This window comes from Micromonospora polyrhachis (assembly GCF_014203835.1).
Taxonomy (GTDB): domain Bacteria; phylum Actinomycetota; class Actinomycetes; order Mycobacteriales; family Micromonosporaceae; genus Micromonospora_H; species Micromonospora_H polyrhachis.
The window spans coordinates 2,752,497-2,776,835 of sequence record NZ_JACHJW010000001.1 but is presented as its reverse complement, the minus strand read 5'-3'; the positions used below and the strand labels follow the sequence as shown (position 1 = coordinate 2,776,835).

21 protein-coding genes and 1 pseudogene are annotated in these 24,339 nt (G+C 69.5%); 13 read left to right on the top strand and 9 right to left on the bottom strand.

The annotated features are described in order from the left end of the window. Positions 1-48 precede the first annotated feature (48 nt). Complete coding sequence (locus FHR38_RS11855; RefSeq protein ID WP_184534725.1) at positions 49-405, top strand: STAS domain-containing protein; 357 nt, start codon at positions 49-51, stop codon at positions 403-405. Here FHR38_RS11855 and FHR38_RS11850 read toward each other — a convergent pair. Next, a complete protein-coding gene (locus FHR38_RS11850; protein WP_184534724.1) occupies positions 351-1,733 on the bottom strand; it encodes a CynX/NimT family MFS transporter in 1,383 nt (460 codons plus the stop codon). The two genes, FHR38_RS11855 and FHR38_RS11850, sit on opposite strands and share 55 nt — an antisense overlap. A gap of 50 nt (positions 1,734-1,783) precedes the next feature. Between FHR38_RS11850 and FHR38_RS11845 the strand changes: the two genes are divergently transcribed. The 4 genes and pseudogenes from FHR38_RS11845 to FHR38_RS11830 all read left to right on the top strand — a co-directional run bounded on the left by FHR38_RS11845 (position 1,784) and on the right by FHR38_RS11830 (position 3,886). After that, a complete protein-coding gene (locus tag FHR38_RS11845) occupies positions 1,784-2,467 on the top strand; it encodes a FadR/GntR family transcriptional regulator (RefSeq protein ID WP_184534723.1) in 684 nt (227 codons plus the stop codon). Positions 2,468-2,508: 41 nt separating this feature from the next. Then, entirely contained in the window at positions 2,509-3,048 is a 540-nt protein-coding gene (gene mscL / locus FHR38_RS11840; RefSeq protein WP_246446454.1) for a large conductance mechanosensitive channel protein MscL, read from the top strand. 101 nt (positions 3,049-3,149) lie between these two features. Continuing rightward, positions 3,150-3,383: pseudogene (locus FHR38_RS11835) on the top strand (hypothetical protein); the annotation flags it as partial. A gap of 131 nt (positions 3,384-3,514) precedes the next feature. Further along, complete coding sequence (locus FHR38_RS11830) at positions 3,515-3,886, top strand: hypothetical protein (RefSeq protein WP_184534722.1); 372 nt, start codon at positions 3,515-3,517, stop codon at positions 3,884-3,886. Here the strand turns inward: FHR38_RS11830 and FHR38_RS11825 are convergent. Continuing rightward, complete coding sequence (locus FHR38_RS11825) at positions 3,858-5,147, bottom strand: benzoate/H(+) symporter BenE family transporter (protein ID WP_184534721.1); 1,290 nt, start codon at positions 5,145-5,147, stop codon at positions 3,858-3,860. The genes FHR38_RS11830 and FHR38_RS11825 overlap by 29 nt on opposite strands. A gap of 173 nt (positions 5,148-5,320) precedes the next feature. On the opposite strand from FHR38_RS11825, the gene FHR38_RS11820 reads away from it, so the two are divergent. After that, positions 5,321-5,926, top strand: coding sequence for a helix-turn-helix domain-containing protein (locus tag FHR38_RS11820; RefSeq protein ID WP_184534720.1), 606 nt, complete (start codon positions 5,321-5,323; stop codon positions 5,924-5,926). Positions 5,927-5,978: 52 nt separating this feature from the next. Here FHR38_RS11820 and FHR38_RS11815 read toward each other — a convergent pair whose 3' ends face one another. Then, positions 5,979-6,911 (bottom strand): SCO2521 family protein, encoded by a 933-nt coding sequence (locus FHR38_RS11815; protein ID WP_184534719.1) that lies wholly within the window; start codon positions 6,909-6,911, stop codon positions 5,979-5,981. Between the two features lie 45 nt (positions 6,912-6,956). On the opposite strand from FHR38_RS11815, the gene FHR38_RS11810 reads away from it, so the two are divergent. Beyond that, positions 6,957-7,214, top strand: a complete 258-nt coding sequence (locus FHR38_RS11810; protein ID WP_184534718.1) for a hypothetical protein — start codon at positions 6,957-6,959, stop codon at positions 7,212-7,214. Between the two features lie 42 nt (positions 7,215-7,256). Then, entirely contained in the window at positions 7,257-11,612 is a 4,356-nt protein-coding gene (locus FHR38_RS11805; protein WP_184534717.1) for a HEAT repeat domain-containing protein, read from the top strand. 113 nt (positions 11,613-11,725) lie between these two features. On the opposite strand, the gene FHR38_RS11800 is transcribed toward FHR38_RS11805, so the two are convergent. From FHR38_RS11800 to FHR38_RS11785, 4 genes are all read right to left on the bottom strand, one after another. After that, positions 11,726-12,673 carry an SCO2522 family protein gene (locus FHR38_RS11800; RefSeq protein WP_312882058.1) on the bottom strand — a complete coding sequence of 316 codons (948 nt, stop codon included), beginning with the start codon at positions 12,671-12,673 and terminating at the stop codon, positions 11,726-11,728. An 11-nt stretch (positions 12,674-12,684) separates the two neighbouring features. Beyond that, positions 12,685-13,602: an SCO2523 family variant P-loop protein gene (locus FHR38_RS11795; RefSeq protein ID WP_184534715.1), complete on the bottom strand. Its 918-nt coding sequence runs from the start codon at positions 13,600-13,602 to the stop codon at positions 12,685-12,687. 1 nt (position 13,603) lies between these two features. Next, the gene (locus FHR38_RS11790) at positions 13,604-15,442 is read right to left on the bottom strand and encodes an SCO2524 family protein (protein WP_184534714.1); all 1,839 of its coding nucleotides are present in this window, start codon (positions 15,440-15,442) and stop codon (positions 13,604-13,606) included. A gap of 184 nt (positions 15,443-15,626) precedes the next feature. Then, entirely contained in the window at positions 15,627-16,679 is a 1,053-nt protein-coding gene (locus tag FHR38_RS11785; RefSeq protein ID WP_184534713.1) for a response regulator transcription factor, read from the bottom strand. Positions 16,680-16,741: 62 nt separating this feature from the next. On the opposite strand from FHR38_RS11785, the gene FHR38_RS11780 reads away from it, so the two are divergent. From FHR38_RS11780 to FHR38_RS11765, 4 genes are all read left to right on the top strand, one after another. Next, positions 16,742-17,464 carry a PP2C family protein-serine/threonine phosphatase gene (locus FHR38_RS11780; protein ID WP_184534712.1) on the top strand — a complete coding sequence of 241 codons (723 nt, stop codon included), beginning with the start codon at positions 16,742-16,744 and terminating at the stop codon, positions 17,462-17,464. 171 nt (positions 17,465-17,635) lie between these two features. Next, positions 17,636-18,670, top strand: coding sequence for a Bug family tripartite tricarboxylate transporter substrate binding protein (locus FHR38_RS11775; protein ID WP_184534711.1), 1,035 nt, complete (start codon positions 17,636-17,638; stop codon positions 18,668-18,670). Further along, the gene (locus FHR38_RS11770) at positions 18,671-19,336 is read left to right on the top strand and encodes a tripartite tricarboxylate transporter TctB family protein (protein WP_184534710.1); all 666 of its coding nucleotides are present in this window, start codon (positions 18,671-18,673) and stop codon (positions 19,334-19,336) included. Next, entirely contained in the window at positions 19,333-20,862 is a 1,530-nt protein-coding gene (locus FHR38_RS11765) for a tripartite tricarboxylate transporter permease (protein ID WP_184534709.1), read from the top strand. The genes FHR38_RS11770 and FHR38_RS11765 overlap by 4 nt, the downstream gene beginning before the upstream one ends. A 63-nt stretch (positions 20,863-20,925) precedes the next feature. On the opposite strand, the gene FHR38_RS11760 is transcribed toward FHR38_RS11765, so the two are convergent. Further along, complete coding sequence (locus FHR38_RS11760) at positions 20,926-21,603, bottom strand: response regulator (RefSeq protein WP_184534708.1); 678 nt, start codon at positions 21,601-21,603, stop codon at positions 20,926-20,928. After that, entirely contained in the window at positions 21,600-23,156 is a 1,557-nt protein-coding gene (locus FHR38_RS11755) for a sensor histidine kinase (RefSeq protein WP_184534707.1), read from the bottom strand. Before FHR38_RS11755 ends, FHR38_RS11760 begins: the two co-directional genes overlap by 4 nt. A gap of 148 nt (positions 23,157-23,304) precedes the next feature. Here FHR38_RS11755 and FHR38_RS11750 point away from each other — a divergent pair, with 148 nt between their 5' ends. Next, positions 23,305-24,285, top strand: coding sequence for a Bug family tripartite tricarboxylate transporter substrate binding protein (locus tag FHR38_RS11750; RefSeq protein ID WP_184534706.1), 981 nt, complete (start codon positions 23,305-23,307; stop codon positions 24,283-24,285). The last annotated feature ends 54 nt before the right edge of the window (positions 24,286-24,339 follow it).

Sequence of the window (24,339 nt, the reverse complement as noted above, 5' to 3'; positions counted from 1 at the left end):
CTAGCCCTATCGGTGGAGTACCGTTCCTCCAGGAAGGGGAGGTCGCGGATGTCGTTGACGGTGCGGGCGGAACAGCGTGGCGACGTGGTTGTCGTGTCGATTGCGGGTGAGCTCGACATGGCCACCGCGCCGCAGCTTCAGGACCAGATCACGGACCAGCTCGACAAGGGGCACAGCCGGCTGGTGTTCGACCTCGCCGAGCTGTCGTTCTGCGACTCGACCGGGTTGTCCGTCTTCGTTCGTGCGAAGAACAGCAGCGACGAGGCCGGCGGCCTGGTCCGGCTGGCCGCACCCCAGCGCGGCGTGCTGCGCATCCTTGAGGTGAGCGGCCTGGTCGAGGTGCTACACACCTACCCGACGGTGGACGAAGCGGTCGCGGGCGACTCCGCAGCCGCGTCGGCCTGATCGGCGTCCCCGCCGATTCGCTCTTCGTCCTCGATGAACCGTGGCCGGGCGATGGCCAGCCCGGCGACGGTCTGGGTGGCCAGGGCGACGAGCAGGAAGCCGATCGGCATCCGCCAGCCACCGGTCGCCTCGTAGAGCAGGCCGACCAGTAGCGGGCCGAGCGCCGCGATGACGTACCCGACGCTCTGCGTGAACGCGGAGAGCGCCACCGTGCCCTCGGCGGTCCGGGCCCGCAACCCGATGGTGGCCAACACCAGGGGGAACGCGCTCTGTCCGATGGCCAGCAGCGTGATCCAGACCAGCGCCCCACCGTGCGGTGCGATGGCCAGGCCGAGGTAGGCGACCACGGATGCGGCCGACAGGCTGAGCACGAGCGGACGCAGCGTCGGTAGCCGGGTGGCCAGGGTGGGCATCACCAGTGCGATCGGTACGCCGAGCGCGGTTACCCCGGCCAGCAGCAGTCCGGCGTTCTCCGGGCTGAAGTCGGCGTCCCGGAAGAGTTGGGCCAGCCAGCCCATGACGGCGTACGCGCTCAACGACTGGGTGCCAAAGTAGACGGCCATCGCCCAGCCGAGCCTGGTCCGGCCGGGCCGTACCCGGGCAGCGGTGGACGTGGTGTGGGTCCGCCGGCCGGCTCCGACCCGTCGGGATCGGCGGAGCGCGGCGGGCAACCACGGGAACACGGCGAGCGCCGCCAGGATCGCCCACGCGGCGAGACCGGCCCGCCACGAACCGAAGGCGTGCGCGATCGGCACGGAGGCCGCCGCCGCCACCGTCGAACCGACGGTCAACATCATCGTGTACGCCCCGGTGACCAGCCCGATGCGCTGCGGGAAGTACTGCTTGACCAGCATCGGCAGTAGGACGTTGGCCACCGCGATCCCGCCCAGCGCGAGTGCGCTGGTGGCGAGGAAGATCAGCGAACTGTCGGTGACGACCCGCAGCGCCTGACCGACGACCAGGGCCACCATCGAGGCGACCAGGATCCGGGCCGGGGTGAACCGGCGGATCAGCCACGGGGTCAGTCCGCCGAGTACGGCGAAGGCGATGGTGGGCAGGGTGGTGGCCAACCCGGACAGGGCACCGGAGAGGTGTAGTCCGGTGCGTACCTCGTCGAGCAGCGCGCCGAGGCTGGTGATGGCGGCGCGCAGGTTGATCGCGACGAGCAGGATGCCGGCGAGGACCATGGCACCACCCGGAACCCGGGCGGTCGGCTTTCCGGCACCGACGGCGGTCGTGGCGTGGATCGGGGCGGTCGGTTCGGGCTCCGCCGGCCCGGCCGGCGTCGTGGCCGACGACTCGGCGAGAGTGGTGGGCGGCGGTGTCATGCGAATGACCCTACAATCATGGGATGAATTCCGGTCGGATGATGTAACCGATGACACGGACCCTGAATTCCCCGTCGTCCGCCCCCCGGCGGACCCTTGTCCGTCAGGTGATCGAGCAGCTCAGGGGTCGGATCGCCGATGGTGACTGGCCATTGGGCGGCAAGATCCCGACCGAGCCACAACTGGTGGAGACGTTCGGTGTGGGGCGGAACACCGTCCGTGAGGCGGTTCGTGCCCTGGTGCACGCCGGAGTGCTGGAGTGTCGGCAGGGCTCCGGCACCTATGTCGTCTCCACCGACGAACTCTCCGGTGCCGTCGGGCGCCGGGTCGCCGACGCCAAGACCGCCGAGGTGGTCGAGGTGCGTCGGGCGTTCGAGGTGGAGGCGGCCCGGCTGGCCGCGCTACGTCGTACGCCGGAGGACCTGGCCGCCCTCGACCGCGCGCTCGCCATCCGGGAGGCCGCCTGGCGGGCCGGCGGGGTCGCCGACTTCGTCTCGGCCGACGTGGCGTTACACACGACGATCATGGCGGCGGCGCACAACGCGATGCTGGCCGAACTGTACGTCTCCGTCGCCTCGGCGATGTGGGACACGGTCGCCGCCGCGATGGGCGGCGAACTCACCCCCGACCGGTACGTCGACCACAGTCGGCTGGTCGATGCGATCCGTGCTGGCGATCCGGTCCGGGCGGCCCGGGAGGCCGGCGCTTTTCTGGAAGCGCCCGACGGGGCATAGGTTGTCGCGGACAGGAAACCGGACACCTCGGGAGTTTGCCGATGCTCAAGGGCTTCAAAGACTTCATCATGCGCGGGAACGTCGTCGACCTGGCGGTCGGTGTCGTCATCGGCGCCGCCTTCACGGGCGTGGTCACCCAGCTCACCAAGTCGTTCCTGCAACCGCTGATCACGGTCTTCGTGCTTCTGATCACCGGTAACGACAAGGGTCTCGAAGGGGCTGCGAGTGGCAGTAAGGAAGCGGCCGAGCAAGCGGTCCCGGAGATCGCCGGGGTGCCGTTCGACTGGATCGCCTTCGTCAACGCGGTCATCACGTTCCTGCTGACCGCTGCCGCGCTCTACTTTATGGTGGTCTTCCCGATGAACAAGCTCGCCGAGCGGCGCAAGCGCGGTGAGGAGCCGCCGCCGGCCGCGCCGAGCGAGGAGGTCAAGCTGCTGACCGAGATCCGGGACGCGCTGGTTGCCGCCGGTCGGGTGCCGGCGCAGTCACAGCCCCAGTCACAGTCGCAGCCGCAGTCGCGCTCCGACCGTAGCGACCCGGACACCCCGTACGACTGGAACGCTCCCCGCACCGGCCGCTGACCGGCGGTAACGCTCGACGCGTACGCCCCGGGCCTCCGCCGTTCGGCGGAACCGGGGCCGCTTCCCGTACTGTCGAACACCTGTTCGATAGAGTCTGCCTCGTGGAGCAGCGCAAGCACTGGTGGAACGGAAACTGGGGGCGGCTGGCACGGCGGGACGTCTTCCTTCGCGCCGACGCGGACCGGTGGCATGTCGAGCAGCGGTCGGGGGGTGCCGAGGGCGTCTCCCAGTTCTACGAGTTCGGCAGCGAGGATGCGGCGTACGACCTGGTGCGGGGGCTGTTGGCCGGCACCGATGCCTGGCGGGAGTTGTCGCCCCGACCGCCCGGTGGCTGGTCGGCGACCGACCTGCCGATGGGGCACCCCCTGCCGGCCGAGGGTGGCCATCGCCCGCTGTCGTCCGGGAGTGGGCGTCGCCCCCGATCGCCCGGCGTTTGACGGCGACGGTCCGGGGGAATCGGGACATCATGCAACAGGAGCGCACTTCCGGACCGCAGTCGATCGCCGTGATCGTCCCCGGCATGCGGGTGGTCGACGCGGCTGGCGTCGAGGTCGGCACGGTCGACCTGGTCCAGTTGGGTGACCCCAATGCGGTGACCGTGCAGGCACCGACCCCCGATGCGGACGTCGGTCTCGACGATCTGATCCGGGCCGGGGCCGAGGAACCGGAGGTGCCGGCCGACACGGCCGCCCGACTGCTCCGGGAGGGCTTCCTCAAGGTCGACGCCCGTCGGCCGCTCGACGGTGCGGTGTACGTCGAGGCGGATCAGATCGGCGTGGTGAGCGCCAGCGAGGTACGCCTGAACGTGCTCACGGGCGAACTCGCTCCGGAGGAGTGAGCCGCTCCACCGTCTCCGCTGCCGTGTCGGCCGGTGGCGGCGGCGAGGCTGTCGCTGAAGTGTCGGCCGGTGGTGGCGAGGCCGTCTTCGTTGGCGGCGGCGAGGCCGTCGTCTTGCGGCGGTGTACGAGCAGCAGCAGGCCACCGGCCAGTAGCCCCCAGAAGGCGGCACCCACGCCCAGCAGGGTCACCCCGGAGGCGGTCACCAGGAAGGTGACGATCGCCGCCTCCCGGCCGGCCGGCTCCTCGACCGCGGTGGTGACCGCCCCGGCGAGCGCGCCGAGCAGGGCGAGCCCGGCCACCGCCTCGATCAGCACCGGTGGCGAGAGCAGGACGAGCGCGGTCGCCAGACCGGCCCCCAGGCCAAGGACGATCATTCCCGCCGCCGCCGTCACCGAGGCGACCCAGCGTCGGCCGGGATCGGGGTCGGCGTCCGGGCTGGCGGCGAGCGCGGCGGTGATCGCGGCCAGGTTGACCATGTGCCCGCCGAAGGGTGCGGCGACGGCACTGGCCAGACCGGTGCGGAGCAGGATGCCCCGCAGTGGCGGCCGATAACCGTACTCGGCCAGGACTGCCATCCCGGGCACATTCTGCGAGGCCATGGTGACCAGGAACAGTGGCAGGGCAAGTCCGATCAACGCTGCGGTGTTCCATTCGGGGGCCTGAAGCTCGACCATCGGCCGGAGGTCGACGCCGGCCAGCCCGTCCGCCGGACTGGTTGCGGCGATTCCCACTATCGCCACCGCCAGTGCGGCCGGCACCGCCCACCGCCGGGCGAGGCGGCTCAGCAGCAGCCAGGTGACGATCGCCGGTCCGGCCAGCAGCGGTACCTCGACGAGGGCACGTACCGGTGCGAGGCAGAGGTCGAACAGGACGCCGGCGAGCATGGCCCCGGCGAGTGGTTTCGGGATTGCCGCGATCCAGCGGCCGAGGGGTGGAAACAGGCCAGCCGCGATGATCAGCAGTGCGGCGACGAGGAACGCGCCGATCGCCGTACCGAAGCCGCCGGGTAGCGGTCCGGTGGCGACCAACAGTGCCGCGCCCGGGGTCGACCACGCGATGCTGATCGGTATCCGGTGGCGTAGCGAGAGCCAGATCGCGGTCAGGCCCATGGTCACGCAGAGCGCGAGTAGGCCGGAGGCGGCCTGCCGCTCGGTGGCCCCGACGGCCCGCAGCCCGGCGAGCACGATCGTGAACGAGCTGGCGAAGCCGACCAACGCGGTCACCACGCCGGCCAGGATGGGTTGCGTCAGCCGGGTCATCAGGCCCCTCTCAGCAGGCGGTCCGCACAGCGGCGTCGGTTTGGCGGCGTCAATTCGGGAGCGTCGGTCTGTGCGGTGGCGTCGGTTCGATGGCGTCGGTTCGTGGCGGTGTCGATCCGTGCGACCACTGTCGTTCCGTAAACGGAACGAGTCGATGCTGCACCATAGCCCTCATGGATTCGGGTGCACCAGACCACCATCGGGCGGTACCAGTTGACCGGACGGGCCTACCCCGGCGTCCCGCTCTGGACACCGGTGCTGGCGAGGTGGGCGTACGGCTTCGCCGCCTACGCCAGGAGCGGGGCATTTCCCTGTCCGAACTGGCCCGGCGGGCCGGGGTCGGCAAGGCGACGCTCTCCGGTCTGGAGAACAGCACCCGGAACCCGACCCTGGAAACCCTTCAGGCGGTGACCGCCGAACTCGGTGTGCCACTGGCGGCCGTACTGGCCCAGCCGCCGGAGGGAGAACCAGCCGTACTACGCGGAGCCGCCGTCGAAGCCACTCTGCTGGAGATCTTCGACGATTCGACGGTCACGACCGAGCTGTACCGGATGCGGGTTCCACCCGGACCGATGCAGACCTCGCCCGCGCACCAGGCAGGGGTGACCGAGCACATCACCGTCTTCGCGGGAGTGCTACAGGCCGGTCCGGTGGCTGCACCACTGTTGGCCGGTCCGGGGGAGCACATCCACTGGCAGTCCGATGTCCCACATATCTACCGGGCGTACGGCGACGAGGAGGTCGTGGCCAGCCTGCTCATCCGGTACCCGCGTGGGTAGGCCGGCCGGCGGTGGTCGTACCTGCGTCGGCCGGCGTGGGGGCGTCCGGGTCTCAGCTCGCCGACGCCTCCAGCAGGGCGATGGTGCTCAGGGTGACCTGGTCCCGGATGCGGTCGACCGAGGACTGCCACTGCCGGGTGAAACCGGGGCGTCGTTCCAGGGCCTGCCAGACCGGCAGGACCGCCTCGTCCAGGCGGGCGGCGGGCATCCAGAGGTGCAGCAGGCAGTCGATCGCCGGGCGGAGTCGGTCGATCTTCTGGGCCCGGGTGCCGGGGCTGGTGAGGCTGGCCTCGATGAGGGAGAGCAACGTGGTCAGGAGCCAGTCGTGCAGCGCGAGGTCCTCGCACAGGGCGACGATCGCGTGTACGTCGTCGTGCCCGACGGTCAGTTCGAGGGTGCGCAGCGTGGCGGACTCGACCCGGAACGTCCCCCGTGGCTCGGCACCCGGATCCTCGGCTGGTACGACCGCCCAGCGCAGCCGGGTCCGTCGGGTCCGGAACGGGGGCCGTCGGTCCAGGTGCGACGACAGTTGTACGGCGTCCATGGTGCGGGCGCTCACCGCCCCGATGTCCAGCACCTGCGGCTGGTAGACGGTGCCCAGAAAGCCCCGGCAGACGTCCTGGGCGTCGACCTTGCCGATGGTCTCGACATGACCGGGGCGGGACAGGTAATGCGACCAGACCAGCCGGCGATTGGCGGCGGCGCGACCCACCCGGGTGTAGGTGGAGCCCTGCACCACGTGGCCACCGGTGACGGCGGCGTGTGACACGACGGTGCCGACCCCCCGGGTCCGACTGCCCGATCGGGTCGGCAGTTGACAGTCGATCCCGGTCAGCTGATCGGTGGAGACGGCGTAGGAGATCGGCCGCTCCGACCGCCGTACCCGCTCGCCGACGAGCCGGTCGAGAAGTTGTGCGGCGTGCTCCAGGGACAGCGAGGTCGAGTTCTGGAGGAGCCCGGTGTGGACCTCACCCAAGGTCAGCATGGAACCTCCGCAATGTCATGCCTGCGCTGGCGACCGTGCCGCGCGATGGGCGGCGGCACCGATCGGCTGATTGCCATCCATCATATTTCCCGGCGCGCCACTGATCGGCCGGATGTCCGCGTCCGTGACCGCGAAATCATTTGCCCGACTCATCATGACTTATGTCGATCTTTGCTCATGGGTGCCGTCTGGGGCGGCCTGTCGCCGCCGAACAATGCGAAATTTGCCGTCCCGGATGTTTGGCAGCGGTTTCTATCCGGATGCCGACCGTCCTCGGGAAAACATTTTCTTGCGTCCTATTGATACGGTTACGCCACGTGCCGCTCACGCCGCGAGGGAGCCGCCGTGACCAAGGTCTACGTTTCAGCCACCTTTCGGGACCTGCAGGATTGCCGTTCTGCGGTCCAGCTTGCCCTGCGCCGGCTGCGGGTCGAGGACATGGCGATGGAGTCCTACGTCGCCGAGGATCGACGGCCGCTGGAGAAGTGCTTGGCCGATGTCACCGAATGCGAGGTATACGTCGGGATATTCGCCTGGCGCTACGGTTTCGTGCCCGCCGGCTACGACAAGTCGATCACCGAGTTGGAGTACCGGGAAGCTATGGCGGCCGGCAAGCCCTGCCTGATCTTCTTGCTCGACGAGGATGCGCCGTGGCCGCGCACCTTCATCGACCGGGGCGCGGACGCCGACAAGATCGAGTCGTTACGTGCCGAATTGGCGGCGCGGCACACCTGTAGCGCCTTCACCAACCCGAACGACCTGGCCGCCCTGGTGACGGCGGCGGTGGCCAACTGCCTGGCCGAGTCCGGTGTGCCGGCGCATGGCGTGCACGCGTTGAACCAGGACACGGTCCGGCGTTACTTCGACCGGCTACGTCAGCACTATGGGGTGCTCGACCTGGACGCGCTGACTCCGGCCCAGACCGAGGACTACCTGCGGATCCAGCTGACCAGCGTCTTCGTGGAGCAATCCGTACGGGAGGATCCGCCCCCGGTCGAACTGCCGCGCGAGTGGCTGCAACGGATGCAGGCCGAGGGGCATATCGGCACCGAGGACGTCCCCGAGGAGGTGGACCCGGCCGAACTGGTGCACCTGCACGACGCGTACCGGGCGAAACCCTTGCGGCGGCTCTTCGACGTACTCGGCGCACCCGACGAGCGCACGGTCGTACTCCTCGGTGACCCCGGCGCCGGGAAGTCCACAGTGGCGCGATACCTCGCGCTCTCGCTGGCGGAGAGCCGGACCGACGAGCGGCTGGCCGTGCTCACCGGCCACCTGCCGTTACTCATCGAACTACGCTCGTTCGTGACCCTGGTGGCCGAGGGGCGGTGCCAGAGTTTCCTCGACTACCTCGACCATCGCGCCGCCGTCGACGGGCTCGGCATCGACCGTACCGCCCTCCAGCAGCACCTGAGCCGCGGTCATCCGGTGGTAGCCATTTTCGACGGACTCGACGAGGTCTTCGACCGCCGCCGGCGTGAGGAGGTGGCCAGCCAGATCGCCAGCTTCGCGGCCGATCACCCGCAGGCCCGGGTGATCGTGACCTCCCGGATCATCGGCTACTCCCGGCGGATCCTCACCGACGTCGGGTTCACCCACTTCACCCTCCAGGATCTCGACGACCAGCAGATCGACGAGTTCCTCACCATCTGGTATCAGCTGGCCATCCACGACCGGCCGGAGGACGCCCAGGCCCGGCAGGCCCGACTTCTCGACGCGATGCGGCACTCGCACGCTATCCGGGAACTGGCCGGCAGCCCGCTCCTGCTCACCATCCTGGCCATCATCGGCAAGCACCAGACACTGCCCCGGGAACGCTGGCGCCTCTACGACCATGCCACGACGGTGCTGGTCGAGCAGTGGGACGTGAACCGCCACCTGCACGACCGGTCCATGGACCCGGGCTTCATCGACGCCGAGGACAAGAAGGAACTACTACGCCGGCTCGCCTATCGGATGCAGGCGGCGGAGCGCGGCCTGGCGGTCAACTACATCGCCGCCGAGAAACTGAGCGAGGTCTTCGAGCGATACCTCGTCGAGCGGTACCAGCGCGACCCGGCCACCGCCCGCCGAGCCGCCCACCAGATGATCGCCCAGTTCCGCGAGCGCAACTTCATCCTCAGTCGGTACGGTCCCCGGCTGTACGGCTTCGTGCACCGCACCTTCCTGGAGTTCTTCTGTGCCGACGCGCTGTTGGTCCGGTTCCAGCACGACCAGGAACTCACCTTCGAGGAGCTGAAGGAGCTGTTTAGGCAGCACTGGGCGGACCTCTCCTGGCGGGAGGTGCTGCGGCTGCTCGCCGGTGCGGTGCACGAGAAGCACAGTGCCCAGCTGATCCACCTGCTGACCCGGGAGGTCAACCAACCCTGGCCACCGGCCGGGTTCGCCCCGCCGCCGTGGAACCTCGCCCTTGCCACACAGTGCCTCGCCGAGGTCCGCAACCTCTACTCCGACGTCGCCGCGCCGGCCGAGGCGCTGCTCCGGCAGATCATTCTGCTGCTGGAGCACTGCGTCGCCATCGACGATCGGGAGACCGCCGGGCTGATCGAGGAGGAGATCCTGCCCGCGGCCAAGGCGATCGGGCCCAACTGGCCCGGCCGGGAAGCCTATCTGTCCTGGTACCGCCGTCGGGGCGTACGGGTGATCTGGAGTTCGGTCTCGGCCCACGCGGCCCGGCTGGCCGCCATGCTCTCCACCCCCGCCGAACGTATCGACGACCTCTTCGACGAGGTACTCGGCACGATGGGCGAGAGCCCTGCGGCGTACGCCTCGGTCGCCGGCCTGGCCGAGGTGGCGCAGCTGGCCAACGCCGCCGTGGACAGCCCGGCCCATCAGGCCGCCGCCGCACGGGCCCGGACCCGACTGGTCAAGCGCGCCCGCGACGACGGTCACGCCAGCGTCCGGCTGGCTGCCGTGCAGGCCCTCGGCGAGCGCTTCGGTGCCGACCAGCGGACACTGGAGCTGTTGGTCGAGCGGGCTCGGGCGGATGGCTACGCCGGGGTCCGGCTGGCCGCGGTGCAGGCACTCGGTGAGCGCTTCCACGGCCAACCAGGCGTGCGGGAGCTGCTGCGGGAGCGGGCGTCGGCCGACGAACGGCCCAGTGTGCGGCGAGCAGCGGTCCAGGCCCTCGGCGACTACTACGGCGGCACCGTCGAGCTACGGGCCGAGTTGCTGGAGTGCCTACGGGGCGACCGGGATGCCGAGGTGGTCCAGACCGCCGCGTTGGTGCTGATGGAACGCTTCGGGGCGACCCGGCCGGTCCGCGACATCCTGATCGCGCGGGCCAACGAGGATCGGGATGCGGTGCTGCGGCGTACCACGGTGCGGCTGCTCGGTGAGCGACTGGGCGCCGACCCGCAGGTTCGCACGCTGCTGCTGGACCGGGTGGGCACCGACCGGGAAGCCGGGGTGCTCTGGGCGGCCGGGCAGGCCCTGGTGCACCGGGCCAGCAGTGACACCCGGCTCTGCGACCTGCTGGGCGAACGGGTCCGTACCGACGCCGACGAGGCGATCCGTCGAGCCGCGCTGCGGCTGCTGGTGGAGTGCTTCCGGCAACACGCGTCGTTGGGCGAGTTGCTGATCAGGTGTGCCCGCCGAGACCGGGACGCCGACGTACGCCTCCTGGCTGCCCGGGCCCTGGCCGACCGGCTCGGGATCGACCCGGTGGTGGCGCCCACGCTCAGTGAGATGGCACGCGGCGACGGCGATTCCCGGGTCCGGCTGGTGGCCGTCCAGTCCCTGGTCGACCGGGTCGGCATGGACCCGAGCGTGTGCGACCTGCTCGCCGGACTGGCCCGGGGCGACGACGATGCGGCGGTACGCCTTGCCTCCGTCTCCGCCCTTGCCGACCTGGTGGGCAGCGACGCCCGGGTACGGCTGCTGCTGATCGAGTGCGCTCGTGACGACAACGATTCGAAGGTCCGACTCGCCGCGACGCAGGCCATCGCCCGGGAGGCGCAGTCACACGCGGATGTCCACGGCGTACTGGTGGACCGGGCCCGCCGGGACCCGGACGCGGCGGTGTTCACCGAGGCGGTGACGGCCATGCTGCGTCGGGGCGGCCCGGACGGCCGCGCCTTCCAACTCCTGGACGAACGGGTGCGTGACGACAGTAACGCCCGGATCCGGCTGGCCGCCGTACAGCTGCTGGTCGAGCGCTTCGGTGCCGAGCCGGAGGTACGCGGGATCCTGCTCGACCGGGTTCGCAGCGACCCGGACACGGACCTGGTCCGGGCGGCGGCGGTGGCACTCGCCACGCATCTCGGGACCGACGGGGAGCAGTGCGAGGTGCTGGTCAAACGGGCGAACAGCGACGACGCGCTTATCCGGGTGGCCGGTGTGTGGACCCTGGGCGAGTACTTCGGGGCGGACCGGGTGGTGCGTGATCTGCTGATCGAGAAGGCCCGACACGATCCCGACCTGGCGGTACGTCGGGAGGCGCTCAGGGTGCTGGGTGAGCACCTCGCCGAGCTACCCGAGGTGCGGGAACTCTTCGTCGAGCGGGTGAGCGACCACGACTGGTCGGTACGCGCGGCGGCGGTGCTGGTACTGGGGACCCGATTTGGCACTGACGAGCGGACCCGGGCGCTCCTGGTCGACCTGGCCCGGGACGATCCGGATCCCGGGTTCCGTCGGTTGGCCGGGCAGGCACTGACCTGGCTGCCCGGGGCCGACCCGGACCACCTGCCGGACCTGGCGTGACCCGCCAGCTCGTATCACCTGCCGGACCTGGCGTGACCCGCCAGCTCGTATCACCTGCCGGACCTGGCGTGACCCGCCAGGCATGCGCCGCCCGGTGTCCCCGATCGGTGGCGCTATTCTCCGATGAACGCGTATTCGACCCGTTCGACCAGGTCCTTTGGCAGGTCGATGTGTTCGGCGCGACTGCGGGTGTGGATCTGGTCCAGTACGGCGAGGCTGACCGAGACCTGGCTGAGGATCGTCCGTACGGCGTGCTCGACGGGCAGGAAGCGGGACCCGAGGACGGAGAAGGTCCGGTACGCGCTGAATGGTGCGGCGTGTGGGTTGAGCTTGACGACGGCTGGCAGTTTGTCCCAGTCGTCCGGCCAGTCGTCGAGTTGGTACGGGTTGGTGACGCCCTCTCCCTCGTAGCGCAGCAGGCCGAGCCGCATGAGTTGCCAGACGGCGGCGAGGAAGGGGCAGGACCAGCGCCGTTCGCCGTTCTCCTCGTAGTCCCACAACTCCACGTCGAGGAAGATCGAGTGCCGGTTGGCGGCGTTCTGCACGGGCGGCATCCAGCCCAGGCTTCCACTCATCGCCTGTGCCGGACCCTGGACCGGCGACCGCTTGCCGTTGCACAGCCAGCCGGTCTCCGTCGTCGGCGGCCGGTCACCGGTGGTTTGGGGCACCGGGTCGGAGACGAGTTGCGTCAGCACCAGGTCGGCGAGGGGTACGTCGTCGGCGCGGGCGCAGCCCGACTCGCGGGCGAAGTAGTCGATGACCAGGCCGGTGCCCTGGGTGGCCTCCTCCAACTGCCGGACCACTTCACGCGGGGTGCTGAACCGGGTGAAGTAGTCGTCGATGAGGAAGCAGGTGCTGATCCGGGCCCGCCCCGCTGGCGTACGGGCGACGCAGGCTTGTTTGGCGGCGGCCACCCAGGGCGCGATCCGGTTGAAGTGCCGCCGGAGCTGCTCCACGCCGCCGGCGAACTCCTCGATGTAGAGGTGGCCGAGCTCCAGCGAGACGTGTGACAGCGGGACCGACTCGATGCTGCGTCTGGCCGCGGTCTCTTCGAAAGCCACATCCGGTGTCGTCAAAGCGTCTCCCAGGCTGAGTCGTCCACGATCCGTTTAGCCAGGGTGTCGAACGCCTCGACGGTTTCGCGGTTGGCGATCCGGCGGGCCCACACATCGTTGTCTGAGATCAGTTGCTCACGCCACTGCAGTACCGGGTCGAGCGGTACGGACCCGATCAGCATGGTCCGGCCGACCCGGTTGTTGCTGGCCAGTTCCAGGAGGTCCCGGTTGCACTCGCGTAGCCAGGCCACCTGCGCCGGTCGAAGTCCTTCGAGTTCAGGGGAGTCGGGGTCGACCACGGCGGTACGCACGAAGCGCAGAGTCTCGACGAGGTCTTCGTAGTTGTGTCCATTCCGTACGCCGGTGTCCAGGATGCCACGGGGACCGTAGACCAGACCGGAGGCGGCGAGCACGTGTTGCCGGGTCCACCGGTGGAACACCAGCCACCGGGACCGGACTGAGCGCAGTTCGGGCATGGCGGTGGCGGCGAGCACCATCTCGGTGGCGTACGACCGGCCGGCGCTCAGGTCGATCAGGCTGAGGTCGAACTCCTCCTCCAGGCGGAGGAAGAGTCGGCTGCAGCGTTCGATGCGTTCTCGGGTGGTGGGGAACTCCCCGCCCCCGCTGTCGCCGGGGAGCAGGACCAGCTGGCCCGCGCCGGGCGGCCGGTTGCGCAGACTCGTCCGGTCTGACTCGGACCAGACGTCGAACCGGGTCGGCTCGATCAGTGCCCCGTCCAAATAGGAGTGCAATCCGCCTCGGGTGGTGCCGTGTACCGCCGACTCGATGTTGAAGATGGCCCCTGAGGTGGGGGAGCCGAAGTCGAAGTCGAGGTAGCAGACGTCCGCCCCTTGCAGGGCGCTGCGGTAGAGGACGTTGCTACTGGTGACCGAGCGGCCGGTGCCGCCCTTGTCGGACACCGCGAAAATCAACATGTCAGCCCGCCTCCGCGACGTCTCGGCGGGCCGCGGCGAACTCGTCGAGTACCCGTAGCACTTCGGTGGCCAGTGCGGCGGCGGTCGCCGGCCGGTCCTGGAGGATCTCCCGGGCTCGCCGAAGGTTTACCCGGACGATGTGCAGGGTCTGCTGGATCTTTGGGCCGGCTTCTGCGGCGCCGCTGAGCAGTTCGATGTCGTAGAGGTGTTCGGCCTCGTTGAGCAGGTCCCGGGCGATGACCGCCAACCGGTCACTGCGCAGGGGCGGCCGGCTGAGCATGTTGGCGGTGGTGACGAGCCCCTGCACCACCCGCTCGGTGTGGTACCAGGAGGGTTCGTCGTAGGTGGTCTGTACCTGCTGGAATACCTTGGCTGGCTGGTCCCACAGACTGCGCGCGGCCCCTCGGTCGAGTCGCCGGTCGAGCAGGTGGTCCCAGGTCCGGTCGGCCAGTTCCAGCAGCCGGGCCCGCTGGTCGGCCTCGCTCAACAGCCCGGCGATCACGGAGGAACGCTGCAACAGCAGGGCGGAGAATTCGCTGACCACCCAGCGTAGCTGGGGGCCGCCGAGTTGCTCGCTGCCGACCAACGACAGGCGTACCCCGGGTGAGTGGAGAGCTACCGCCGAGTCCTGGTCGAGTGGCCGCCGGGTGATGCGGGACCGGTTGGCCAGTTCTTCGAGGACGAGGCCCACGCGGGTCAGTTCGGCGTCCGAGCCGCGTTCACGGACCAGGCCCTTGACGGCCAGCGAGGTCACCAGCAGCGTGTAGTAGTCGGAGGACTCCTCGTCGGTGGTGCGCCAGGGGATGTCTTCCAGCGGCCACCGGTGGCCGTCACCGAAGGTGGCTACCGCCGCCCAGTAGGTACGGGTCAGCTCCCACCGTAGTTGCAGAGCTCGGGACAGTCGCTGCTGCTCGTCGTTGAGCAGACCGAGGATTCGTGTCCGTTCGGAGAGTAGGTCCTCGATGGCGTCCAGGGCGATGACCGTGAAGTAGAGGTAGGGTGCCTCCTGCGCCACGCCCTTGGGCTGGTGTCCCACCGGCTCCTCGGTGTCGATCGTCGGAGCGTCCTTGACGACGCCCCAGGACCAGCCACACTCGAAGAGCCGGTTGGGGCTCTCCAGGTCGGCGACCTGACCGGAACCGATCAGGATCTCTCGGAAGCTCGCCATCGTCTGGCGTAGCTCGCGGCGGAGGTGGGCGACGATCTGCCGTTGTGGGAGGCCGCCCTGGTTGACCATCCGAACCAGGGCCTGGCCCTCCATGGAGTCCACGTCGAAGACGTTTACCGAGAAGCTGCGGAGCATGCCGACCATCGCGGCGCTCAGCCGGACACTGGCCATGGACTCCAGGGATTCGATCTCCCGCAGGATCTCGTCCCGGCTCACGGATTGGCGGAAGACGCGGAGGAAACCGATCGTCGACAGCGAGAGGGTCACCGACATGGCGTACGAGTCGACGATGTCCAGCTGTAGCTGCTCCGGTTTGACCTCGGCCGCGCCGCCTATGTCGAAATATGTGCTGCCTGAGAAAACGGGCGTACCGGACTCGTCGGTATACCGGGCGTAGTAGTCCCGGAGTACCTGCATGAGCACCCGGGGAATCTGGGTGGCATTGCCGAGGGGCCGCAATGCCTTGATCATATCGTCGGCGGTCTCATCCGGACGGTCGATCTTGAATGTGCCGACCTTCGTCGCCGGTAGCAGGAGACAGAGCAGCTGTTCGGCGTCGCTGATCGAATTCGAGCCGTCGCGCCCACCCCACACCCACTCGCCGTCCCGCCAGGACGATCGGACAGCCGCGTTCCAAACCTCCAGAAGCTGCTGCCGAGGTTGGATCCTCATCCCAGTGCACCACCATCCGCCAATGCGCCGCCCGTACGGTCGGCGGCAATCGTGTTATGGGGCTCGGGACGCCGGAGGCTCCCGGAAGCAAGTAGATGATAGGGAAGTGCCCGGCAAGGTTCCGACATCGCGAGGCTATCGAGATCGAAAATTCCCAGCCGTACAGTCAATGATGGACTACGCGTCAAGCGCGGGGAAATGCCGACTTCGTCGGTGGAGTCGAGCCGGCGTGTCGATGACGTACGGCCCACAGGGCCGCCTCGGTTCGCGAAGCCGAACCGGTCTTACGCAGCAGATTCGACACGTGCACGGTCACCGTCCGGACCGAGATCCCCAATGATCGGGCGACCTGCTTGTTGGACATTCCAGCGGCCAGGCAGGCGAGCACGTCGGCCTCCCGGCCGGTGAGCTCCGCCCCGGTGAACTCCACCCTGTTGCGTTCCATCCCGGCGGGCTCCGTCCCGGTGGACTCGTGGATCAACCGCTTTGGTCCACCACCGCCCCGGGCCACCAGAAGCTCGGTGAGCCGGTACGGGTTACCGCCGGTACGCTCCCACGCGGCGGTGACGACCGTCGCCGACACGGCGTGTCCGGGAAAGACCTTGGTCAGGATGTCGGCGACCTCGCCCCGGCCCAGGGTGTCGAGATGCTGGCGGACCGCGCCGGCCGTTCCGGCGAGCCGGGCCATCGTCCGGGCGGTGAGCGCGGGGGAGACGGCCACCTCCGGCGGCTGGCTGGTGACCATGAGCAGGATCGGCAGGTCCGGAACGGTGGCGAGTTCGCCGATCAGGTTGAGGCTGGCCGGGTCGAGGGCGTGCAGATCCTCGACGACCAGCACCGCCGGGCCCGTGCCGACCAGCTCCCGGACCGTACGCACCGCGAGCCGGAGCAGTGCCTCCGGGGCGTACCGCTCGCGGGGTGGGTCGGGGTGCTGGGCCAGCCAGGCCAGCGCGTCCACCGGTAGCGGCAGGGCGGTGGTGTCCCGTCCGCTCAGCACAGCGGCGAGCCAGTCGTAGGGAGCCGGACTGTGTAGCCGGGCCGCACCGGAGAGCACCGTACGGGGACGGGGCGTGAACGCGTCGAGCGCGGTGGCGGTCAGCAGACTCTTTCCAACGCCGGCAGCGCCGGTGATCACCGCGGTACGCCCCATCGGCCGGGTCGCCGTCGTCAACCCGGACCAGGTGTCGACGAGTTCGGCCAGTTCGCCCGCGCGACCGACCATGGGGACCGGCATCATGCCCTAACCCTACGTAGTAGTGCGTAGAGACGTGGCGACGGTCTTCTTGGCATGCTGTTTACATGACCTTGATCCTGCGTACGGCGATGGTCAGCGATCCCGGGCTGGTCCGCGACAACAACGAGGACGCCGCCTATGCCGGCGAGCGGCTGGTGGCGGTCGCCGATGGCATAGGCGGACTACCCGCCGGCGAGGTCGCCAGCGCGCTCGTCATCCGAGAGTTGACTCCGCTGGACCGGCCGCTCATGGCCGAGGAGACGGCGGGGGCGGTGGTGTCCCGGGCGATCGGTCTGGCCAACCAGCGGATCAGGGAGACGGCCGATGCGGACCCGGCCAACGACGGCATGGGCACCACGGTGACCGCGGCCCTGTTGGCCGGGATGGAACTCACCGTCGCGCATGCCGGTGACTCGCGGGGCTATCTGCTGCGGCGGACCGGCCTACGGCAGGTGACCCGGGATGACACCCTGGTCCAGGCGCTGGTCGACCAGGGGGTGTTGAGTCCGGAGGAGGCCCGCCGGCATCCGCAACGTTCCCTGGTGACCAGGGCGCTCCAGGGCCAGGGCGTCGCCCCGACGATCATGGTGTTGGCCGTCGAGGCGGGTGACCGGCTGCTGCTCTGTAGTGACGGCCTCTCCGATGTCGTCGACGACCATGCCATCGCCCAGGTGCTGGGCAGCGCAACCGACCTGCGGCATCGGGCGGAACACCTGGTCAAGCTGGCGCATCAGGGGGGTGCGCCGGACAACGTCACCGTCGTGCTGGCCGACGTACTCGCCGGGTAGGCGCGGCAGCCAGGGACAGGCCCACGACCACAACGACCAGAACGAACTCCACGACCGCAACGGTGACCCGGGGCGGCTGGCCGGACAGCATCGACGAAACGCAGCCGAAATACGGCGGCAAGAGCAGCCGGAGCACGGCGGCAAAAGTCGATTCTGGTCAGTGGAGATGAGATGACAGACCTTCGGGGTGCTCCTGCGGTGCGCCGCCGTACCCTTCTGGCAGCCTGCCTACCGGTGTTGGTCCTCGCGGGAGCGGGGTGCAACAAGGCCGGCGACGCGGGTGACGGCGGGGCGGCCAAGTATCCAACCCGGACCGTGCAGCTGATGGCCCCGGCCGCGCCGGGCGGCGGCTGGGACATCACTGCGCGCTCGATGCAGAAGGCCATCACCGACGGCAAGCTGATCGACAAGTCGGTCGAGGTCTACAACGTACCCGGGGCTGCCGGCACGCTCGGCCTGTCACAGTTGGTGACGAAGAACCGGGGCGACGCGCACCAGTTGATGGTCATGGGCCTGGTCATGGTCGGCGGCGTGGTGACGAACAAGTCCCCGGTGGGACTCAACCAGGTCACCCCGATCGCGACGCTCACCGCCGAGCAAGAGGTGATCGTGGTTCCGGCGTCGTCCAAGTACACGACGCTCAAGCAGCTGATGGACGACGCGAAGGCCAACCCCTCCTCGATCAACTGGGGTGGCGGTTCCGCCGGCGGCACCGACCAGATCCTGGTCGGCCTGCTCGCCAAGGCCGCCGGAGCGGACCCGAAGGCGATGAAGTACGTGGCCTACTCCGGTGGCGGCGAGTCCAAGGCCGCCCTGCTCGCCGGTGACCTGACCGCTGCGGTCTCCGGCGCGAGCGAGTTCAAGGACCTGGTCGCGGCCGGCAAGGTCCGCGCGTTGGCGGTCTCCGGCAGCGTGGGCGTGGACGCCGGCGCCGGCAAGCCGGCACCCACGATCAAGGAATCCGGGTACGACGTGGAGCTGATGAACTGGCGCGGCGTGGTGGCCCCGCCGGGAATCAAGGACGGCGAACGGGCCGCCCTGATCGCCATGATGGACAAGCTGCACGCCTCCGAGCAGTGGAAGAAGACCCTCACCGAGCAGAAGTGGGACGACTTCTACCGCAGCGGTGACGAGGCGGCGGCGTACTTCGCCAGTGAGAGCGCCCGGATCACCGCCGTACTCACCGAGATCGGGTTGGCCAGCTAGATGACGCCGCCCACCACTGCGGCACTGGGAGCGGAGCGGGATGCCGCCCGTTCCCGGCGGCCGTTGGGACCCCTGGTGCTCGGTGCCGTGATGCTGGCGGCGGGGGTCTTCCTGTTCTGGTACGCGTACGACGCGGCCGGCGGTGACTTCGCTCCCGCCGGACCGTGGCTGGCCCCCGTCGTGGTCTCCGGTGGCTGGCTGCTCCTGGCCCTGTGGTACCTGATCCAGCAGTTCGTGTCGCCCGACCAACCAGCCCGAGCAGACGATCCGGCCACCACCGACGAGCCGGCACCGGAGGCGACGGCCGACGCCAACGACTCAGTGCCGGAAGCGAGTGCGGGCGGGGACCCGGCAGCACCGCAGGCCACGGCGACCGCCGACGATCCGGCGGCGGACGACGACTCGCCCGACCGACCCGGGCCGGAGCGTATCCAGTGGCTCCCGCCGGTCCTGCTGGCCGTCGTGCTCTGCGGTTACGTCCTCGCGTTGGAGCCGGTTGGGTTCGTGCTCGCCTCGGCGGTGTTCTTCGTGGTGACCGCCCGGATCCTGGGTAGCCGGCAACCGGTCCGGGACGCCGTCGTCGGGGTACCGCTCGCGCTGGTCGTCTACCTCGCGTTCACCCATCTGCTCGCCATCCAACTGCCCAGCGGAGTACTGCCGATATGACCGACCTGTTGGCGGGATTCGGGACCGTACTGAGCCCGCAATACCTGCTCTACGCGGCGATCGGCGTCACCCTCGGTACGTTCGTCGGGGTGCTCCCCGGCATCGGGCCGGCGCTGACCATCGCCCTGCTGCTTCCGGTGACGTTCAGTCTGGACGACCCGATCGGCACCTTCATCATGTTCGCCGGCATCTACTACGGGGCGATGTACGGCGGTTCCACCACCTCCATCCTGCTCAACACCCCGGGCGAGTCCGCCTCGGTGGCCACCGCGATCGAGGGCTACCAGATGGCGCGGCGAGGCCGAGCCAGGGCCGCCCTCGCCACCGCGGCGATCGGCTCCTTCGTCGCCGGCACCATCTCGACGTTGCTGCTGACCCTCTTCGCGAAACCCTTCGCCGAGCTGGCCGTCAACTTCCGGGCGGCGGACTACTTCGCGCTGGCGCTGCTGGCCATGGTCGCGGTCACCGCGCTGGTCGGCCGCTCCCTCGTACGCGGGTTGATGTCGCTCTTCCTCGGCCTCTTCCTCGGCGTGGTCGGCCTCGACGGGCTGACCGGGCAGGCCCGGTTCACCTTCGGCAGCCTGCAACTGCTCGAAGGCGTCGACGTCGTGGTGATCATCGTCGGCCTGTTCGCCATCGGGGAGACGCTCTACGTCGCCAGCCGGCTGCGGCACCTGCCCGAGCACGTGACGCCACTGGAACCGGTCGGTGGAGCGCGTTGGATGAGCCGGCAGGACTGGGCCCGGTCCTGGCGGCCGTGGCTGCGCGGCACCGCCCTCGGGTTCCCGTTCGGCGCACTGCCCTCCGGCGGAGCCGACGTGCCGACCTTCCTGTCGTACACCTTCGAGAAGCGTCGCTCCAAGCACAAGGAGCAGTTCGGCAAGGGGGCGATCGAAGGGGTGGCCGGGCCGGAGGCGGCCAACAACGCGGCCTTCTCGGGCGTACTGGTGCCGCTGTTGACCCTGGGTATCCCCACCTCGGCGACTGCCGCCGTGATGCTGGCCGCGTTCCAGATCTTCAACCTGCAACCGGGGCCGCAGCTGTTCGAGAAGTCACCGGAGCTGGTGTGGGCGTTGATCGCCTCGCTCTACGTCGGCAACGTCCTGCTGCTGGCGTTGAACCTGCCGCTGATCCGGGTCTGGGTGAAGGTGCTCCAGATCCCCCGGCCGGTCCTGTACGCGGGCATCCTGGTCTTCGCCACGCTCGGTGTGTACGTCGCCTCGAACAGCGTGGTCCAGGTGCTGATCGCGTACGGGGTCGGGGTGATCGGGTTCTTCATGCGGCACTTCGACTTCCCGATCGCGCCGGTGATCCTGGGTGCCATCCTCGGCCCGATGATGGAGATGCAGTTCCGGCGGACCCTGGTGCTCGCCAACAACGACCTGACCGTGTTCGTCAGTCGACCGTTGACCGCAGTGCTGCTCGGGCTGGTGGTGCTCGCCCTGCTGGTGCCGTACCTGCCACGGATCGTGGCCAGGCTGCGGGGCCGGTCGGCGCAGCGGCTGGCCTTCGGCGAGGACGACTGACGTTCCCCGTCGGTCCAGCTCAGCGCCGCCGGTTGATTCAGCCGGCTCCGCCGGTCCAGTTCGTCACCCGGCTCCGCCGGTCCATCGGAACCGCCGTTCCGGTCGGCCGGCGGAGCCGTACCGCAGGGTGACCTTCGCCTTTCCCGCGCCGACGAAATGTTCCAGGTAGCGACGGGTGCTCACCCGGGACAGCCCCACCCGGTCGGCGCACTCACTCGCCGACAGGTCACCGTCCGCGTCGCGCAGTGCCTGGGAGACCAACTCCGCCGTCGGCGGCGTCAGCCCCTTCGGCAGGTCGACCGGGCCGGGACGCATCGCCATCAGCAGCCGGTCGACCTCGTCCTGCGCCACCTCACCGGAGCCGGACAGCCGGTGGTGGGCCTCCGCGTACCGTTCCAGCCGGTCCCGCAGCACGTCGAAGGTGAACGGCTTGATCAGGTAGTGCACGACGCCGTGCCGCAGGGCGGTACGGATCGTGTCCATGTCCCGGGCTGCGGTGACCACCAGGGCGTCCACCCCGGCCGCGCCCTCCCGAAGCCGACGCAACACCTCCAGCCCGGAGAAGTCCGGTAGGTAGATGTCGAGTATCACCAGGTCAGGGCAGCTCTGCTCGATCTCGGCAAGTGCCTGGGCTCCGGTGTGGGCCACCCCGGCGACGGTGAACCCCGGCACCCGGGCCACGAATCCACTGTGCACCTTGGCAACCATGAAGTCGTCGTCGACGACCAGCACCCGGATCACGATGCCGCCCCGACCGCCAGTGGAAGGTGGGCGTGGAACGCCGACCCGGAGACCTCGATGCTGCCGCCCCGATGCAGGCAGATCAGCCGGGTCAGGGCCAACCCGAGCCCGTGGTGCCCCAGCGCCTCCTCCTTGGTGCTGTAGCCCTGCCGGAAGACCTCCTCGACCAGCTCCGGGGGCACCCCGGGCCCCGAGTCGCTGACCGTCACCCGCACCGCGTCGCCGGTCGTACGGACGCCCACCGTCACCTCACCACCGGACCTGATCGCGTCCAACGCGTTGTCGACCAGGTTGCCCACCACGGTGACCAGGTCCCCAGCCAACCCGTCGTCGACCGGAGGCAGGTCCGAGTCCGGAGAGATGTGCAACTGGGCTCCCTGTTCGGCGGCGAGACTGGCCTTGGCGATCAACAGCGCGGCGAGCGCCGGATCCCGGATCAGCGTGGTCACGTCACGGTTGAGCGCCTCGTGTACCTGACTGGCCCGGGTGATGTAGCGCACCACTTCGTCGTGCTCACCCAACTCCACCAGACCGGCGATGATGTGCAGCCGGTTGGAGAATTCGTGCGCCTGGGCGCGCAGCGTGTCGGTGGTGTGCCGGCTGACGTCGAGTTCCCGGCGTAGCGCGGTCAGCTCGGTCCGGTCCCGCAGGGTGGTCACCGAGCCCACCTGGCGGCCCCGCACCATCACCGGCCGCCGGTTGAGCACCAGCACCCGGTCGTCGCTGAGCACGATCTGGTCGACTCCGGTGACCCGACCGGTGAGCACGTCCCGCAGGTGCGGCTCCATCGGCTGACTGTGCAGGGACCGGCCGACCGGTGACTCCGGGAGCCCGAGCAGCCGTACCGCCTCGTCGTTGACCAGGGTGACCCGATCGGCGACATCCGTACCGACCACGCCCTCCTTGATGCCCCGCAACATCGCCTCCCGGTGCTCGACGAGTCCGGCGATCTCACCCGGCTCCAGCCCCAGCGTCTGCAGCTTGACCCGACGGGCCAGCAGCAGCGAGCCGGCCACCCCGAGCGCTCCACCGAGCAGCAGGTAGGTCAGCAGGTTGGGAAAGGCGGTGGCCAACTGTTCGGGCAGCGTCGGATAGGTCCGGCCCACCACGATCAGGCCGAGGAAGTGGCCGTCCCGCTCGTCCAGCACCGGTACGTGTGCGACCAGCGTCTTGCTACCGTCGTCGACCACCCCGACCCAGGAACGACCGGCAAGTCCGTCGCTCTCTCCGAGTACGGCCGGCACACCCGCGTCGGGACCGGTGAGCAGCTTGCCTGTCGCGTCGGTGATCAGCACGTACGACGCGCCGGAGACCGCGCGGGCGCTCTCGGCCACCGTTGCCAGCGCCTCCCGGTCGCCGGGTTCGCCGATGCCCAACCGTACGGTCCGGTTGATCGCGGCGTTCTCGCCGACCGACCGGAGTCGCGCGCCCTCCTCCCGGCGGAACTCCACGTCGGACTCGGCGATCGACACCGCCGCCACGACACCCACCACCAACAGCACGATGCCGAGCTGGAACAGCAGGAACTGACCAGCCAGGGACAACCGCTGCATCCCACCTCCCCTTGCTTTCACCACAAGCAGGAAAGTGGGTCGAGCGGGGCGGCGCAACCATCGCGCCCCACCCATCGGGGGTGGACCCGTGACAACAGACCGCAGGGCGAGCAGGATCTGCACGTACCGAATTCCCGAAGGAGCCGTGATGGGCCAGCTGATCCGCGTGCTGGCGGTCGGCCTCGTGGTCCTGCTCACCGGCGGGGCCTGCGTACCCGGCCCGGAACCGGATGACCAAACCGAATTGCGGATCATGGTGCCCAATCCGCCGGGCAGCGGTTACGACGTCACCGCGCGCACCATGGCCAAGGCCCTCGCCGACGGCGGCATCATCCGCAACGCGGAGGTGTTCAACCTTCCCGGTGGCGGGGGTGTCGTCGGATTGCGGCGGCTGGGCTACGAGCGGGGCAACGGCCAGTTGCTGATGCTGATGGGGCTGGGCATGGTCGGTAGCCAGTACACCGGTAACGCGCCGGTCACCCTGCAGGACACCACGCCGATCGCCCGCCTGATCGAGGAGCCGGCCATCATCGTGGTCACCCGCGACTCGCCGTACCGGGAACTGGCCGACCTGGTCACCGCGTGGCGGGCCCAACCGGCCGCGGTACCGGTGGGCGGCGGCTCCACCGCCGGCGGCCCGGACCATCTCGCGCCGATGCTGCTCGCGGAGGCCGTCGGCATCCGACCACGCCAGGTCGCCTACCACCGGTACGACGGGGGCGGTGACCTGCTCGCGGCGATCCTCGGCAAGCAGGTCGCCTTCGGGGTCTCCGGGGTCAGCGAGTACGCCGACCAGATCGCCTCCGGGCAGCTACGGGTGCTCGCGGTCACCAGCGAGCGGCGGATCCCCGGTATCCACGCCCCCACCCTGCGGGAGAACGGTGTGGACGTGGTGTTCGCCAACTGGCGGGGTGTGGTCGCCCCGCCGGGCCTCGCCGAGGGGGATGTCACCACGATGCGGGCGACGGTGGCCCGATTGCGCGGGTGCGGGCCTTGGCAGGCGGCCCTGGCCCGGTACGGCTGGACCGATGCCTATCTCGACGGGGAGGAGTTCGACGCGTTCCTGCGGGCCGAGAACGACCGACTGGCCCGGGTGCTGGGGGAACTCGGTCTGGTCGGCGCGGCATGACCGGGCTGGCCCGGGGCGGAGCAATCCGGTTGAAGATCGCCGCCAACCGCGCTG

What these genes read in the sequence shown, in the direction of transcription:
- FHR38_RS11855 (WP_184534725.1), top strand. Translation starts at nt 49, where the DNA reads ATGTCGTTGACGGTGCGGGCGGAACAGCGTGGCGACGTGGTTGTCGTG.
- FHR38_RS11850 (WP_184534724.1), bottom strand. Translation starts at nt 1,733, where the DNA reads ATGACACCGCCGCCCACCACTCTCGCCGAGTCGTCGGCCACGACGCCG.
- FHR38_RS11845 (WP_184534723.1), top strand. Translation starts at nt 1,784, where the DNA reads ATGACACGGACCCTGAATTCCCCGTCGTCCGCCCCCCGGCGGACCCTT.
- mscL (WP_246446454.1), top strand. Translation starts at nt 2,509, where the DNA reads ATGCTCAAGGGCTTCAAAGACTTCATCATGCGCGGGAACGTCGTCGAC.
- FHR38_RS11830 (WP_184534722.1), top strand. Translation starts at nt 3,515, where the DNA reads ATGCAACAGGAGCGCACTTCCGGACCGCAGTCGATCGCCGTGATCGTC.
- FHR38_RS11825 (WP_184534721.1), bottom strand. Translation starts at nt 5,147, where the DNA reads ATGACCCGGCTGACGCAACCCATCCTGGCCGGCGTGGTGACCGCGTTG.
- FHR38_RS11820 (WP_184534720.1), top strand. Translation starts at nt 5,321, where the DNA reads ATGGATTCGGGTGCACCAGACCACCATCGGGCGGTACCAGTTGACCGG.
- FHR38_RS11815 (WP_184534719.1), bottom strand. Translation starts at nt 6,911, where the DNA reads ATGCTGACCTTGGGTGAGGTCCACACCGGGCTCCTCCAGAACTCGACC.
- FHR38_RS11810 (WP_184534718.1), top strand. Translation starts at nt 6,957, where the DNA reads ATGGGCGGCGGCACCGATCGGCTGATTGCCATCCATCATATTTCCCGG.
- FHR38_RS11795 (WP_184534715.1), bottom strand. Translation starts at nt 13,602, where the DNA reads ATGTTGATTTTCGCGGTGTCCGACAAGGGCGGCACCGGCCGCTCGGTC.
- FHR38_RS11790 (WP_184534714.1), bottom strand. Translation starts at nt 15,442, where the DNA reads ATGAGGATCCAACCTCGGCAGCAGCTTCTGGAGGTTTGGAACGCGGCT.
- FHR38_RS11785 (WP_184534713.1), bottom strand. Translation starts at nt 16,679, where the DNA reads ATGATGCCGGTCCCCATGGTCGGTCGCGCGGGCGAACTGGCCGAACTC.
- FHR38_RS11780 (WP_184534712.1), top strand. Translation starts at nt 16,742, where the DNA reads ATGACCTTGATCCTGCGTACGGCGATGGTCAGCGATCCCGGGCTGGTC.
- FHR38_RS11775 (WP_184534711.1), top strand. Translation starts at nt 17,636, where the DNA reads ATGACAGACCTTCGGGGTGCTCCTGCGGTGCGCCGCCGTACCCTTCTG.
- FHR38_RS11770 (WP_184534710.1), top strand. Translation starts at nt 18,671, where the DNA reads ATGACGCCGCCCACCACTGCGGCACTGGGAGCGGAGCGGGATGCCGCC.
- FHR38_RS11765 (WP_184534709.1), top strand. Translation starts at nt 19,333, where the DNA reads ATGACCGACCTGTTGGCGGGATTCGGGACCGTACTGAGCCCGCAATAC.
- FHR38_RS11755 (WP_184534707.1), bottom strand. Translation starts at nt 23,156, where the DNA reads ATGCAGCGGTTGTCCCTGGCTGGTCAGTTCCTGCTGTTCCAGCTCGGC.
- FHR38_RS11750 (WP_184534706.1), top strand. Translation starts at nt 23,305, where the DNA reads ATGGGCCAGCTGATCCGCGTGCTGGCGGTCGGCCTCGTGGTCCTGCTC.